Source organism: Rhizobium sp. P1_E6, from assembly GCF_056405875.1.
In genome coordinates this window covers 1-15,232 of sequence record NZ_JBFUBG010000019.1, presented here as the reverse complement: position 1 = coordinate 15,232, position 15,232 = coordinate 1, and the positions used below count along the sequence as shown (strand labels likewise).

Below are 15,232 nucleotides of genomic sequence, written 5' to 3'. Positions count from 1 at the left end.
CACGATGATCGCCCCGACCGAACTTCGCGAGATCATTCGAAACGGCCTTCTGTCTTTTCCCGTCACGCCTTTCGATGCGGAGGATCGATTTGCAACCAAGCCGTTTTCAGCGCATTTGGAATGGCTGTCATCTTATCCCGTTGCCGGCCTGATCGTTGCCGGCGGCACGGGTGAGCTGTTTTCGCTGACGCCGGGGGAGGTGGTTGAGGTGGTGAAAGCCGCCCGTGCCGTGTCCGGCGACGCACCGGTGATTGCCGGATGCGGCTATGGAACGCGCATTGCCTGCGACATGGCCCGCGAGATCGAGGCGGCAGGTGGCGACGGCATTCTTCTTCTGCCGCATTACCTGACCGAGGCGCCGGCCGACGGCATCGCGGCGCGTGTCCGGGCCGTCTGCCGGGCCACCAAGATGGGCGTTATCGTCTATAATCGTGGCCAGGCGAGGGTTTCGGCCGAGCAGCTTGCCCAGCTTGCCGACGAATGCCCCAATCTGATCGGTTTCAAGGATGGTACCGGTGACATCGATACGGTGCGCCGTGTCACGATCGCCCTCGGTGACCGTCTTTCCTATATCGGTGGCATGCCGACGCACGAACTGTTCGCCCAGGCTTATCGCGGCGCCGGCATGTCGACCTATTCCTCGGCGGTCTTCAATTTTGTGCCTGAAACGGCATTGAGATTCCACAAGGCATTCCTTGCCGGCGATGACGCGACCTGTGAACAGATGCTGCGCGACTTCTATTATCCTTTTGCCCGCATCCGCGATCGCAAAACGGGTTATGCGGTATCCGCCGTCAAGGCAGGCGTGCGTTTGCGCGGCTTTGAGACGGGACCGGTACGTGCGCCGCTGACAGATCTCACCGACGAGGAAGTCGAGATGATGCGCGCACTGATTGCTTCGGCCAAGTGAAGTTTTAGCGTCCCGGACAGGGTTGCAAGCTCGTGCGTCGGGTGACGCGTTTGATCGAGTATTTCAACTAAAATATTAGTGCTTTTGTGTATCAGATGATCCGCCTACCAGGAGGAAAATGGTGCCGGATCCCAGAAAGTAGACGAGGAAACTTTATGTGAGGAGCGCCGAAGGCGCATGGGAGGAGAACGGAATGAAACTGCACATCAGAGCTGCCTGCTTATCCACCACGATGATCGCGCTGGGCTTCGGCTCGGCCCAGGCTGAAGATGCCAAACGCAACGTAAGCGTTGTGCTTGCCGAAACCGTCGATGTCGTCGAGCCTTGTATGGCTGCCCGCCAGGACGTTGGCCGGGTCATTTCTGAAAACGTCAACGAGATGCTGGTTGAATTCGACTACGTCAATGGCGGCCTCAAGCCCCGCCTGGCGACGGAGTGGTCAAAGATCGACGACGACACCTGGGAGTTCAAGCTGCGCCCGAATGTCAAATGGCACGATGGCAAGCCGTTCACCTCCAAAGATGTCCAGTTCACGATCGAGCGCAACAAGAACAAGAAGCTCAGTTGCGAGACCGGCGGCAAATATTTCGGCGGCACGGAATTCAGCTTCGAAACGCCGGACGCCAACACGATCCGCATTACGACAAAACCGGCGCAGCCGATTCTTCCGCTTTTAATGACCGTGATGGCCGTGGAATCGGCCGAGGCGACGCCAGCAAACGAGTTCACCCGCAAGCCGATTGGCACCGGCCCTTACACGTTCGACAAATGGGATATCGGCCAGTCCATCGTGCTGAAGCGCAATCCGGACTATTGGGGTGAGAAGCCGCAGGTGGAGCAAGCGACCTATCTCTTCCGTTCTGACAGTGCGGTCGCCGCCGCCATGGTCGATGCAGGCGAAGCAGATGTCGTTCCCGCCGTATCCGTGCAGGATGCCACCAACAAGGAAACCGATTTCGCCTATCCGAATTCGGAGACGACATCGCTGCGCATTGACACGCGCGAGGCGCCGCTTAACGACCGACGCATACGCGAAGCTATGAACCTCGCCATCGATCGTCAGGCGATGCTCGGAACGCTGTTCCCAGAACAAGCGAAGATCGCAACACAGCTCGTCGTGCCGACCACCATCGGATACAATGCCGATATCCCCGTCTGGTCCTATGATCCGGAAAAAGCAAAGGAACTGGTGGAAGCGGCGAAAGCTGATGGTGTCCCGGTCGATCGTGAGATTCGCATCATCGGTCGCAACGGGCAATATCCCAACGCGACCGAAGCGATGGAAGCGATAATGGCAATGCTTCAGGAAATAGGTTTGAACGTAAAGCTCGACATGTATGACGTTTCCGTGTGGAACGGATACTTCGTTGCACCTTTCGTAGCCAATTCAGGTCCGACGCTGACCCAGTCGCAGCATGATAATGCGACCGGCGATCCCGTCTTCACCGCTTTTGTAAAATACGCGACCGACGGCTCCCACTCCATGGTTCGGGATCCGGCTGTCGACGCACTAATTGCCAAGGCGACCGCCGCCACCGGCGACGATCGCACGAAACTCTGGAAGGAGCTTTTCGCCAAGGTGAACACCGAGATCATTGCCGACATCCCGATGTTTCACATGGTGGGTTTCACGCGTGTCTCGCCGCGTCTCGACTTCAAGCCGACGATTGCGACGAATTCCGAGCTGCAGTTGTCGCAGATCCACTTCAAGTGACCTCGTGAGCCGATTCAGGCACGGGCTGCCCGCTCATGGCGGCCCGTACTTTCTCGGATATGACGGATGGATGCCCATGCCTCTGATCGACCGTATTGCCCTAACCCAATTCGCCGAGCAAATACTTACCTGCGCGGGCATGGAGGCCGACAAGGCCGAAACGACAGCCGCCATCCTGGTGGAAGGCGACATGATCGGCCATGAAACGCATGGCGTCAGCCTTCTGAACTGGTATGTCGAGGCGTTAGAAGACGGTTCGCTGGCAAAGTCGGGCAGCTATGAGGTCGTCAACGACCGTGGCGCAGCCTTTGTTTGGGACGGCAAATCGTTACCAGGCGCATGGCTGCTGACTATGGCGATCAACCAGGCCTGCGAACGCGTACGCGATCATGGCGTCGTCACCGCCGCAATCCGCAATTGTCATCATACCTGTGCTCTTTCAGCCTTCATGCGAAAGGTCACCGAACAGGGCCTCATCGTACAGTTGTCGGTGTCGCACCCGGCCGCAAGCCGTGTTGCGCCTTATGGAGGCACAAAGCCGCTACTGACGCCCAACCCGATGGCTGCCGGCTTTCCGACGTCCACGGATCCGATCCTGATCGACGTTTCGGCATCGATTACCACCACGACCATGACGCAAAATTTGGCCAAGGCCGGCAAGAGATTTCCCGAGGCTTGGGCTTTCACCGCCGCAGGCGAGCCGACCGACGATCCGCGCGAGGTGACCGAACGTGGCGGGACGATGATGCCTCTCGGCGGTCAGCTGAAGGGACACAAGGGGTTTGGTCTCAGCCTGATAGTCGAACTGCTGGGGCAGGGGCTTTCCGGCAAGGGGCGGGCGAATGCGCCATCCGGTGTCTTTTCGCAAAGCGCTTTTGTGCAAGTCATTGATCCCGCCTTTTTCGCCGGGCTGGACGCCTTTACAGTGCAGTCTGACTTTCTTGCGACCGCATGCCGCAATAATCCTCCGGCGCCCTGGAACAATGGCCCCGTCCGCATGCCGGGTGACAGCGCAGCGCGCCGGCGCCGTTTGGCGTTGGAAGAGGGTGTGCCGGTCGGCGATTTGCCCTGGGAGAAGCTCTGTAAACATGCCGAGATACTAGGCGTGCCTGTTCCTGACGTCGCCGCGTAAAGAAAGCACCGGGACGTTTTTGTCGGCCGCCATGGCGTCGTGGATGACGCAGAACCTTCCTTGCGGAACGGGTCTCGTTTGGAGAGAGGTGACAGGGCGTGTCGAGCCGCATCCACTCGACGCTGCCCCGCGATGCGAAGACCTCGCTGCCGATCGCAGTGCAGCCCGCGGTTAGAGTGGTTCATGGTTTTGCGGAACCGGCGCGGGATTCCCAAATCATCTGCGTTGCAAGTCGGATCTATTTTTGCGTCAGCCAGGCTTTTACCTTGCGGCTGAAGGCATCCGACAGTCTCTGCGCGAGAGCGTCCTCTGTCTGGGAAGACTGCGCGGCATTGATCGCCATGGCTATGACGATCCCGATCTCCCCGTCACCTCGAATTCCCTTGTCTTCGCCGCGAATGTTTTGGGCCTCAGCAATCAGTCGGCCCGTCTTTGCGTCCTCCAAGCGAACCGTTCCGGAGATATAGCTGTCATTGCCGGCAATGATGCGTCCGGCTTTACTGGAAAGATCGACGATGTGCAGGGTGACGATCAGTCTGCTCGCTGTCTTGCCGTCCGGCACTCCCTTAACGTCACGGTTCAGCGAATTATCGAGCGCGCGAACGACTGCTGGTAGTTGTGGATCGGCTCGCGTGCGGTCGAAGCCTCCCATGTTGATATCGGGCGCCGTCTCCACACGGATTTGGGTGACAGAGGTCTCCCGAAGCACCGACGCAAGCCTCGGATCCGTGGTTACGCAAGAGGTTAGGAGGACAAAAAGAGGAAAGGCCACGAGAAGCCGTGATAGGCGCATGATAACTCTCTGAGGACGTTGAAGTGATAAGTCTGGGAGATCGCCAGCCGGCTCTTGCAGCTTGCCAATTTCTTTACCGATAATAATTTTATCTTTTATAAACAGTATCTTGCATGAAAGTGGCGGCGTCTGCCCTACATTGGAAAGAGATGGGTCAAAGGGAAACCTGTCGGCTTTGAGAGGGAAAGATGTTGTGTGAAAGAATCCGCGCGGGACATGAATGAAATGCAACTTGAGGAAATATTCCTGACGAATCCTCTTCAGGCGCCCCGCTGTTGATGTCAACGTATGATTGTACAGGATAGTGAATTGTTTTTTGTCGATAAGTACTTCATTCTAGCGAAAGTTGATTTTGCCAATAAGCGATGGCAAGAGCTGGACGGTGGGCTCGAACGCCTGCAGATACAGCCGTATCCTTCGCCCCGCTCCCTCATTTAGAGGTTAGTTTCGCCCGTTCGATGTCTTCGCCAGCATCTCGCTGAGCGTTGCCGCCGAGAGCATGGCCTCGGCCAAAAGCTTCTTGAGCTTCTGGTTCTCTTCCTCCAGTGCTCTCACCCTTTTGGCTTCGAGACCGACATTTCGGAACTGCAGGGATTGCCACCGGTAGAAGGTCGGCTCGCTGATACCGTGTCTGTGGCAAACATCTGCCACCGTCACTCCGGCCTGGTGCTCCTTCAGAATGCCGGTAATCTGGTCGTCGTCGAATTTTCTCTTGCCCATCACCGTGTCAGTCCTCGCGAAATGCTCTGTTGAAACTGTCGAGGAGTGGTCTAACGGCATAGAGCGCCACGCTGCTTTTGCCCGTTTCGATCAGTGTCTGTGCGGGCATGCCCGCGACCAGTTCGACATCATTCATTTTCGCCAACCGCTCGTCCGTGACACGGATTGTCGCGGCAAAGTAGGGCTGGCCGTTCTGCGTATCGGTGAGACGGTCCGCTGAAACATACTCGACACGACCTTTCAGGAGTGGAACGCGCCGCTGATTGTATGGAAGGAGATGAACCTGTGCCTCGAGCCCCACACGGACGAGATTGATGTCTTCCGGCCTCACGTGGACAGACACGATAAGGCGATCGGAGCGTGGCAAGAGATCGACGAGCGGCTCGCCCGCGCCGATCACTCCACCTGATGTGTGGATGCGCAGATTCATGATTGTTCCGTCTTCGGGAGCTCGGATATCGGTCCTTGAAAGTTGGTCGTCGATCGCCCGCAAGCGCTCGCGCAGTTGCATGATCCGACTTTCCATATCGCGCATACCTTGGGCGACTTCGCTCAACCGGTCGCTCTCAAGCTTTGCGAGATCGGCCTGTGATTCGCTGATCACCTGGTAGGCGCGAGAGATCTGTGCCTCTACTTCACCCTGCTGGCCGTCAAGGTCTGCTTTTTCCCGCTCGAGGTTGAGAAGCCGGCTCTTTTTTTCCAGTCCTTTGGCGTTGAGGACCGCAACCTGTTCCATTTCCTGCTGCGAGATTGTGACTCTGTCGGCCAGTGCTGCCTTCTGCGCGCCAAGCCCGACGATTTCCTGCCGCACCTGCGCGATTTTTTCATTGGTGATCCTGATTTCCGCCTGCATGACCCGGCGACGGGCTTCGAAAATTTTCTGTTGCCCGGTCAGAATCGCGCTGACCGCAGGATATTTGTCCATTGCTGCCCTGAGATCCTGGGGATAGGCGACATTGTCGCGGCCCGTCTGCTCCGCAAGCAGGCGGGCGCGGCTTCCTTCGGCGTCCCAAAGTTGCCCTTGAATGCTGTCGCGCTCCGAGCGAGATTTCGTATCGTCGAGTTCTATGACGACTTCCCCGGCCGTGACCGCATCGCCGTTTTTGACGAGTATCCGTCGCACGATCCCGCCTTCCAGATGTTGAATGGTCTTGCGGCTGGATTCCGGCTCGATGACGCCCGATGCGATCGCAGCGCTTTTAAGCGGCGCCAGAACCGACCAGATCCCCAATCCGACGATGAAGACCAGGATCAACAGGTTACCCGTCCAAACAACGCCTCTGAGCCCCGGCATGGGTGAAGGGGGGGCGAGCCCGCGCTGTTGCGATCCGATATCAGACGAATAGGCCGTCTGTTGCCTGGTTGCCGCTGTCGATCGTCGAGCGAACCGCTGGACCGTCCTTGACCAATTTGAAGATCTCGCCGGCTTTGCGTCCAGTTGAACAAGGGTCATGGCAGCGTCCTTCCCTATGTTCTTGTTCGAGACGGTGGTTGAAGATAAGTTTCATAAATCCGCTCACTGTCGCCGAAGGCAGCCACGGTCCCGTTACGCATGACGGCAATCTTGTTGGTGACCGGCAGGATCCCCATCCGGTGCGTTATGATGACGATGGTCATGCCCCTGGATTTCATGCGCTCGATTGCCATGAACAGCATTCGTTCGCCGTCATAATCCAGGCTCGAATTCGGATCGTCGAGAACGATAAGAGATGGATTTCCATAGGCCGCCCGTGCCAGTCCCAGCTGCTGGCGCTGAGCTCGAAGGAGCAGGTTTCCCCCTTCACCGATATCGGTCTCATAACCCCGGGGGAGCCGCATGATCGCTTCGTGCAATCCGACCAGCTTTGCGGCGTCGATCGCCTTGCCGGGATCTCCCCCGTCCAGCCGGCCGATCACATCCTTGATTGCTCCGCCGAAGAGTTCGATGTCCTGCGGCAGGTATCCGACGTGGCGGGTCCCGCCGCAAAGGCGTAGAGCCGAGATATCGACCCCACCGAGAAGAGCACATCCGCTCGTCGCCTGCACAACGCCTGCTATGACGCGTCCAAGTGTCGATTTTCCCGATCCGGACGGACCGATAAGCGCTACGCAATCGCCAGGTGCCAGGCGCAAGGTGATATCCGTCAATATTGGCTGATTGGCGAATGGCTTGATATAGCTGACGTTATCGAGAACGAGGCCACCGGGTTCCGGTACCGGCACCATTCGGGCATCGGATCCCGATGCAACTGTTATCAGCATATTGTTCAGACGATTAAAGGCATTGCGCGCATACGTGAAGGCGCGCCATGCCCCTATTGCGCCCTCGATCGGCGCGAGCCCGCGTCCGAGCAGCAGGCTGGCAACGAAGATGATTCCGGGGCTGCCATTGTTGGCGAGCACCAGCCATGTCGCCGATCCCATCATGAGGATCTGCGCGAGTGTGCGGATCGATTTGGAGAAACCAAGAATGATCTCCGTGCGATGCATCGCGATGTCCTGCGACCTTCTTGCCATTTCCGCATCGCGATAGACGATCTGCGCTGCGCCATCCTGCATGCCCATCGCCCTGATAACCTCGATGTTTTTGAGGGCGGTCGCAAATCGCAAATAGCTCCTCGAAAGGGCAAGATTGGCCTGGCCAAGCGGCTCTCGCGTCGCCAGTTCCGTCAGGAATGCAAACAGCAGAAGCGCAAATGCGCTCAGAAGACCGATGGTCCCGAGCAGCGGATGAACAAGAAAGAGCAGGAGCAGGAATAGCGGCGCCCAGGGAACGTCAAAAAACAGCGAGCTGGCCGGTGAATCGAGGAACTGGCGCAATGCGGCCAGATCCCTGTAGCATTCCGTGGCGGCTCCCGTATCGGCGCGAGCGGCATATTCGAATGATGCGGTCAGCACCACGGGCCGCAGCCTGTGGTCCAGCCAGCTCCCGATGCGCGAAAGAGCTGCCCTGCGCACGATATCGAGCATGGACCCGACCAGCACCGCGACGGCGATGATCAACGTCAGCATCAGGAGCGTGTCAGAGCTTCGGCTCGACAGGACCCTGTCATAGATCTGCAGGAGGTAGATGGAAGGCGCCAGAAGAAAGAGATTGTAGCCGCAGCTATAGAGGAAGACCAACGTGAAGGCTCCTGCACAAGCTCGGAGCGCGACAACGAGATGTGTCTGCGGGCGCGATGGCTTTGTAGAAATCGTTGCCATTATCAGATCTCGCTGCATTTGATACTGACAAGAAGAGGCTGCTTGCTGGTTCAGCAAATGATCAGGGTCGCCAGCCGAAACCGGCGACCCTCAAGGCGAATGAGTTCATGAGCCAAGATGGCTGACGTCGATATGGCCGAAGGCGTTGATGAAATGATCGAGAGCATTGTTCACCGTCGTCGTTTCGGGATCGGTGTGAACCAAAGCTGACGAGATATCGCCGCCCAGAGCGTTGTTCCCGTTGCCGCCGTTACCGCCGACGCCTGCGAGGATGGTGGCGTGCTGATCGGCCACGAGCTGCGTATACTGTGTCGCGGTCGTCGCCGCAGCCACCGCAGCCGTATCGCCGCCGCTCGTGTTTCCTTGATCGCCGTTGGAGTGTGAATCTCCACCAGCGCCGCCAGCGCCGCTGGTGAGCGATGCCAGGAAACCGTTCTGGGCCTGGCTGAAGCCACCGGCTCCACCGCCGCCGGCGTCCCAATCTGCCCCCTGCCAGACGTGATCGCCGTTATGCACATCGGTGGTTGCTCCGTAGACCGTTTGCACGGGGTCTACATATGCAACCGGGTTGTAGTTAATGTTGCCACCGTTGTGGCCATCACCGCCGTTGCCGGCATTGGCGTCGCCCGCATCCGGGTTGTTGAGATAAATCGTGTCAGACATTTGTGGAATAGGCATTGATGTCACTCCTTCTACTTCGTTTCGTCCGTGAACCTTTTACGGCGTCCACCTTACGGCGTGGGTATTCGTTATCACCGCCAGCCAATACAACCGCGGGCGAATATTGCTCGCGATTTAATCTGCGAACTATCTAGATATTCGGCGACGTTCCTTTGGGCGTATACTTGGAGATGATAAGGCGTTGCTTTGGATTGGTATCTGGTGGTCCGACTTCGTCGAAGCGACGCCGCTCTTCGAAGCACGGCCGTCCGGGCGAACCGGCAGTATTGCGGGGTTTTGATCAGCCTGCGCCTGGCGGAAGAGATCCTGTTCGAGGCTGCAAAACTTTCATGTCCGCCGCGAGAAAGTGGGTGCAAGCTGCAGGACCTTTCGTCCGAAGACGGATGGTGCTCTCGAACCCGGACAATGGGACGCTCCGGCCATGACAGCCAAATGGCTACGGTACTAGCCGCGGGGATGTAGACGAATTGCAGGCTCTGCTTTTCTGACGTTCAGAGGCACAATGCTGAAAAATTCAGGCTGCATGTGCTGCACGCCCGATGGACGCGCGGTCGGACGCGGAACGGAGACGGTAATGACGGAAACTCGTCCCTTACTGGAAGACGTGCCCAAAGCGGGCACCGATCAAAACCTCGCTTCAAATGTGGCCGCGGGGCATCTGGCGCTGGTGCCGACCTGGCTTCCGTTGGATGTCGCTTCAGGTCCGAGCTATACGTCGGCCGGTAGCGGTGGTGACGGGATAAGCGAAGGCGTGATCAGCAGCAACGCATTGGCCGTCTTCATGCCGTCCAATGCCGCTATTGCTGGACCTCATTCGAGTGTCGACGCCTTTCAGGGCAACAACGCGCTCATCAATCAGCATCCCACCGAAATGGCTGGAATTGGGGGGAATGGTGGAAGCGGAAATGTTGCCATCGGCGGCGGTGATGGCGGCAGTCATGCCGGCGGCGGGGGCAATGGGCTCTTCTACGGCGGACTCGTCAGCACCGAAGTCGCGCTGTTTGCCCCCGTGAATGCTGCTGTGGCTGCCGGCCCCGGTGCCACGGCTCACTCCGAGCAATCCAACAATGCACTGTTCCTGCAGGGCGCAACCCAGATTGGCGGTATGGGTGGCTCGGGCGGAGACCATAACGTTGCGGGCCATGGCCCGTCGATGAGCCCGGGAACTGCGCTGACATTGACCGGCGACTATTATGCGGGCCACGGCGGCGATGGATATTTCGTCGGCAGCATGGTCGACGTCAGCATAGCGATCTTCTCGCCGATCAACATCGCTATCGGCGCCGCAGGCGGCTCGGCGCAGGCTCATCAGACAAACAATGTCATTTTCGATCAGGGCACTGTGCAGATCGCCGGCATCGGCGGCGATGGCGGTGGCTTCAACCTGTCGTCAGACACGATTTTTACCGGTAACCACGCGGGCGGCGGTGGCGGGGTTGGATCGTCAACCGGCAGCATGGTTGACGTCAATTTCGCCTATTTCCATCCCATCAACATTGCCGTTCCCGCCGGTGGCACGGCAGACGCCCAACAGATCGATCACGTTCTCTATGATCAGGATGCGCTTCAGCTGGCCGGCATCGGGGGCCATGGCGGCGGGGGCAACCTCACGGACGCCCATTCGGCTCTCGTAGACGACATTCTGGGCTTCATGCATAGCTAGCGCAACTCCAGCAAAAGCGTGCAGCGGTTTGCGTTCGGAATCGCGTGAAAACAATACTCTAGCGGATGGACTCCCCACTTGCTTTGCGGAGGCTCAATTGCACGAGACTGTTCTTCGTGCCATTTCAAGCCATATGTCGAATTGCTTCCTCCGCCCGGCTTTCGTCTCCCGGGCCGACATGGCCACGGCCGGCTCATTGAGACGCCGAACATTCCACCATGACCTATCCGCATTGCTTTAAGGCGTGTCACAATCTTTCAGATTCGCTTGCCACACTTTAGAACGCCGTGCGTCCATTCGGACGCGCTAAGGACCTCTAACTCTTTTAATCTACGCACCGGCCCGCAAATCGATTCCGATTTTCGGGCCGATGCGTAGGCCTTTGTTTTCGCATGTCGTCGTCGCAAAACCGCTGTACACTTTTGGGTGACATGCTTTGGATTTCGGCGGCGAGGCAGTTGCCTCCGGCCTGCATCTGCGGGTACCGGCGCAGTGCTGCCTGAGTGAAAACGATGCTAACTGGTATTTATGCGTCGCCAGAGCCGAGTTTTTCAATAATCATAACGGGTTATCAGCGATCTCACGCTTGTGTCACTTTTCGCGTTAGTCGCTTTCACTGTCGAGGTCTGCACCTGCTTTGAATTGAGAAATGGAAACAAAGCCGAGCTGATCGGCAGCTCGTTATATCCAACGGCTCTTTCCGGAAAGGGTCTGTAGTAGATCGGCTGCCTTTTCAGTGCCTTTGAAAGCTTTGTTGACTTGCTTGCCGTACGTCAATTGGGCGGAGACTGGAAAGTCTGCAGCGACAAGTCGATTCAGCAGATCCTCGAAACAAGCTTTTCAACATGCTCTGCAAGCCCAGTTATCTCTCGATGAAGCTTTATAGACTATAAGAATTATCATGAGAGATCAGACTATTGATATCGAAAATACACTCGCTTTTTATCATGACATGAAGCGAGAACAGGAATAGTATCCAAAACTGTTGGGTTGCAAATATTCCGGGGAGCACGCAAGTGTCCGACAGTGTTAAACCTAAGCGCCGTATGGGGCGCAATGCACCAACTGTGATCGTTATTGAGCATTCTACACTGGCGCGCACCACCGTGGTGAAGCTTCTCGAGCGTGAACTCGCCGGTTGGAGTTTTATCGATCTGGTCTCGACCGAGAGCCTCGACCGAGCTCTTGGAGCTGAGGTGCGCTTGATTGCACTAGATCTCGCCGGTAGAGGTGTCGAGAGCACCAGCCTGCGGGATGACCTCGCGGCAATTGCTGCACGTTTTCCCGAGGCTTCTATCACGTTGCTCTCAGGTACCGACGACGTCGACATAGCCCGTCAGGCGCTCAAGATGGGTATCCGCGGCTTTTTCTCGACTTCACTGCCGATTGACATTGCCCTCGCCGGTCTTCGTCTCGTTCTGGCAGGAGGAACATTTTTCCCGCAGCTGTTGGGAGCTGTTACAAACGGCTCAAACGAGCATGGTCCGGCCAGAAGCGAGGCCGAAAAAAGCTTGGATGACAGGATGCAGTACCTGGCGATTGCCGATTTCACTCCCCGGGAAGCTGATGTCCTCGCAGAGTTGCAATCCGGCTGCTCAAACAAGGTAATTGCCGGAAAACTCAATTTATCGGGACATACGGTGAAGATGCATTTGCAACACATAATGCGCAAGTTGCAGGCGCAGAACCGCACTGAAGTTGTTGCCCGCTTAGGTCAAAGAGCCGCCGGCGGTCATGACGCCTCGCCGAGTTAGGCGGCGGCGAAGCGACGACCTTACGAACCAAACGAAATCACCACAAATTTTGCTTTTCACGCGCCTCGCATATTCGGACGACGGGGTCGTTGGTTCACGTCCTTTCAAGGCGGAAGCCGATCCTGCGACGCCCGAAAAGTCAAACTGAACGGTTGTGTGCCACAAGCGAGCGGATCAAAGCCGTTCGAAGCGGAAATTGCGGACGCGACCGCTGTTCATCAGCACGCCGGTGACCCGGCCGTCTCCGTCGCGGGTGAAGGTGAACCGGTCGCCATCACCGAGAAAATGATCCGGAGCGACTGCAGTCAGCGAGATTTCTCGGGATTTCAAAGATCTGAACACCAAGCCCGCCTCCCTGACCTTCACTTCATAGGGCATGTCGTTTTCGACCGGACGATAGGAGCCGGCCAGGTCGGCAAGCTCCGTTGGTGAAGGCGTATATGCAGGCAATCGCCGGTATTGGTAGCCGCGCTTGCCGTCGACATAGGACGTAAGCTCGGTCGCCGGCTGACCTTCTTGTTGCTCCAGCTCGATCTCACTGTTTGGGAAATCGCTGAAACGGAAGCGACGATCATCCACTGCTTCAAGGGCATAGCCATCATACTCGATGTCGTAGCCGCCCAGCAACTTCCCATCATGCGTCGCGAGGCGGGCGACCCGGCCGGCTAGTCGCGCCTCGGCGTAATAGCCGGTGAGCAGTTCCAATGCATCCGCGTCGGGCTGTGGAAACCTGCTCGGCGCAGGTTCCGGTACCGGCTGCAACACATCCGCGAGGTAGATATCGGCGATCCGTCGGACGAGGGCGCTGGGCACGATCGACCCGAAATTGGCGAGGATCGCCACGGAGAAATGCTGCTCGGGAAAACGGATGAGATCGGAGCGGAAGCCGGCATCGCCGCCGGTATGTTCGACGATCGTTATGCCGCGATAGGTACCGATGCCGAGGCCCGCGGCATAGCCGATTTCACTGCCATCGTTCAGCCGGCCGCGTTCGAGCATCTTTGCGATGACGTCTGGCCCTCCTACGCGCCGATGGTAAAAATTTTCGTCCCAAAGCGCGAGATCTTCGACTGTCGTCAGCAGGCTGGTCGCGCCTGCCGTGTCGAAATTGGTGTTCGAGATCTCTATCCCGGATTCCGTCTCCACATAACCGTCGGCGACATTCCTGACGACCTCGGCATAGTTGTCGCGAAAGAACGTATTGCGCATCCCGAGGGGTTCGAAAATCCGGGCCGAGCTAAAGGCACGCAGGGACTGGCCGCTGACCGTCTTCACGGCTTGCGCCAGTAAGGCATAACCCGTGTTGCAATAGAGATGTTCGTCGCCCGGCTGGAAGTTCAGATCCTGCTGGCGGGAGACGACGGCAAGGATGTCGTCGTCGGTGATCAAGTCCTTGGAGTAACGCCAGCCTGCGAGGGACAGCAATTCCCAATGATCGCGGATGCCGCTGGTATGGTGGAGCAGATGTCGCAGGGTGATCGGCGCGCCGAAATCAGGCAGGTCGGGCACGTATTTCCGCACGGCATCGTCAAGGGACAGTTTTCCTTCGGCTGACAGCAGCAGGATTGCAAATGCCGCGAACTGTTTGGAGACGGATGCCGAATGAAAGACAGTGGACGGCCCGATCGCGATGCCATGGGCCAGATTGGCCATGCCGAAGCCGCGCTTATGGACAATATCCCCATCGCGTATGACCGCAACCGCGCAGCCGGGCGACTCTTGATTGTTCCAGGCCTCGAACAGTTGATCGACGCGTTCGAATTCCCTCATCCGTGCCTCCCAAAACATTTTCGTACAGCAAGGAAGCGGAGAGCTGACGCAATTGCAAGGCGCGGAAAATGAAAAGCTGCGGACTGAGAGAGGAATCTTCCGGGACGGCGGCCCTTGCGCTAGCGGAAGAGCTGGCTGACATGGATACCGGCCGCTTTGGCTGCGCTCTCGCGCTTATGTCAACGACGATACCGTCCTCGGCCTTCGCTCCGATCGGCGCGCTCTGGCCAGGCCTGGCAATGAGAGAACCGGAAGGCGCCTGACGACTGTCGAGACCGGCGACGCCGAAATCCCCATGACCACTTCGTCAGCGAAGCTTGAGACGCGTGACCAATGTCTTCGAGCGGCGGATCGTTGTAAGGGCTGCTCCCAGCGCTATTACCCAGAGTCCGATCATCAGGATCTGATTTTGCCCGCCCCACAATGGCTCGAGAAGGGATACCAACGCCGCCGCCGTTACCGCCGCCATCCGATGCTGCTTTGCCATCGGGCCAGAGAAGTCGCTGGGATTGCCGGTGGCGCGACCGAGTTCGCGGACATAGGCTGTCAACACAGCGAAGGCGCCGGCCTCCCAGCCCAGGCCCGGCATACCGATTCCATATCCAACGCCGGCGAATATCATCAGATCGGCGATGCGATCCGGAAACTCGTTCCAGAAAGGACCGTCAGCCTCTCCCTTTCCGCCTTCGACGGCGACCATGCCGTCGAACAGATTGCAAAGGAGGCGTGCCTGGCAGAATAGAACGGCCAGCAACAGGTAGCAGGCACGTGGCAGGCCTGTTGTCTGTCCCGCCAGATAGAAAGCGCCGCCGGCGATTGCTGCCGCCAGCATGCTGGCTTGCGAAATCTGGTTCGGCGTGATGGCCCGCGCGGCCATCCATCGGGCAATTGCGCCCGCCCAGCGGGTATTGC

At 57.9% G+C, this 15,232-nt stretch carries 11 protein-coding genes and 1 pseudogene; 5 read left to right on the top strand and 7 right to left on the bottom strand.

Annotated elements, in window-relative coordinates:
- Positions 1–4: 4 nt before the first annotated feature.
- The 3 genes from AC1D35_RS12345 (at position 5) to AC1D35_RS12335 (ending at position 3,756) form a co-directional block, all read left to right on the top strand.
- Positions 5–910 (top strand): 5-dehydro-4-deoxyglucarate dehydratase, encoded by a 906-nt coding sequence (locus AC1D35_RS12345; RefSeq protein ID WP_477938632.1) that lies wholly within the window; start codon positions 5–7, stop codon positions 908–910.
- 193 nt (positions 911–1,103) lie between these two features.
- Complete coding sequence (locus tag AC1D35_RS12340) at positions 1,104–2,624, top strand: ABC transporter substrate-binding protein (protein ID WP_477854010.1); 1,521 nt, start codon at positions 1,104–1,106, stop codon at positions 2,622–2,624.
- 70 nt (positions 2,625–2,694) lie between these two features.
- Positions 2,695–3,756, top strand: a complete 1,062-nt coding sequence (locus AC1D35_RS12335) for an Ldh family oxidoreductase (RefSeq protein ID WP_477938631.1) — start codon at positions 2,695–2,697, stop codon at positions 3,754–3,756.
- A gap of 238 nt (positions 3,757–3,994) precedes the next feature.
- Here AC1D35_RS12335 and AC1D35_RS12330 read toward each other — a convergent pair whose 3' ends face one another.
- The 5 genes and pseudogenes from AC1D35_RS12330 to AC1D35_RS12310 form a co-directional block, all read right to left on the bottom strand.
- Positions 3,995–4,549 carry a hypothetical protein gene (locus AC1D35_RS12330; protein WP_477854075.1) on the bottom strand — a complete coding sequence of 185 codons (555 nt, stop codon included), beginning with the start codon at positions 4,547–4,549 and terminating at the stop codon, positions 3,995–3,997.
- A gap of 462 nt (positions 4,550–5,011) precedes the next feature.
- Positions 5,012–5,269: pseudogene (locus AC1D35_RS12325) on the bottom strand (transposase); the annotation flags it as partial.
- A gap of 7 nt (positions 5,270–5,276) precedes the next feature.
- Positions 5,277–6,722, bottom strand: a complete 1,446-nt coding sequence (locus AC1D35_RS12320) for an HlyD family type I secretion periplasmic adaptor subunit (RefSeq protein ID WP_477938630.1) — start codon at positions 6,720–6,722, stop codon at positions 5,277–5,279.
- 14 nt (positions 6,723–6,736) lie between these two features.
- The gene (locus AC1D35_RS12315) at positions 6,737–8,452 is read right to left on the bottom strand and encodes a type I secretion system permease/ATPase (protein ID WP_477938629.1); all 1,716 of its coding nucleotides are present in this window, start codon (positions 8,450–8,452) and stop codon (positions 6,737–6,739) included.
- Between the two features lie 105 nt (positions 8,453–8,557).
- Positions 8,558–9,130: a PE-PGRS family protein gene (locus AC1D35_RS12310; protein WP_113298626.1), complete on the bottom strand. Its 573-nt coding sequence runs from the start codon at positions 9,128–9,130 to the stop codon at positions 8,558–8,560.
- A gap of 577 nt (positions 9,131–9,707) precedes the next feature.
- On the opposite strand from AC1D35_RS12310, the gene AC1D35_RS12305 reads away from it, so the two are divergent.
- Together AC1D35_RS12305 and AC1D35_RS12300 are read left to right on the top strand one after the other, a co-directional pair.
- Complete coding sequence (locus tag AC1D35_RS12305; protein WP_115037803.1) at positions 9,708–10,796, top strand: hypothetical protein; 1,089 nt, start codon at positions 9,708–9,710, stop codon at positions 10,794–10,796.
- A 1,046-nt stretch (positions 10,797–11,842) separates the two neighbouring features.
- Positions 11,843–12,550: a response regulator transcription factor gene (locus AC1D35_RS12300; protein ID WP_477938649.1), complete on the top strand. Its 708-nt coding sequence runs from the start codon at positions 11,843–11,845 to the stop codon at positions 12,548–12,550.
- 174 nt (positions 12,551–12,724) lie between these two features.
- Here the strand turns inward: AC1D35_RS12300 and AC1D35_RS12295 are convergent, their stop codons facing one another.
- Positions 12,725–14,320 carry a serine hydrolase domain-containing protein gene (locus tag AC1D35_RS12295; protein WP_477938628.1) on the bottom strand — a complete coding sequence of 532 codons (1,596 nt, stop codon included), beginning with the start codon at positions 14,318–14,320 and terminating at the stop codon, positions 12,725–12,727.
- A gap of 307 nt (positions 14,321–14,627) precedes the next feature.
- Positions 14,628–15,232, bottom strand: a 605-nt coding sequence (locus AC1D35_RS12290; RefSeq protein WP_477938627.1) for a CDP-alcohol phosphatidyltransferase family protein, incomplete at its 5' end; no start/stop codon positions are given.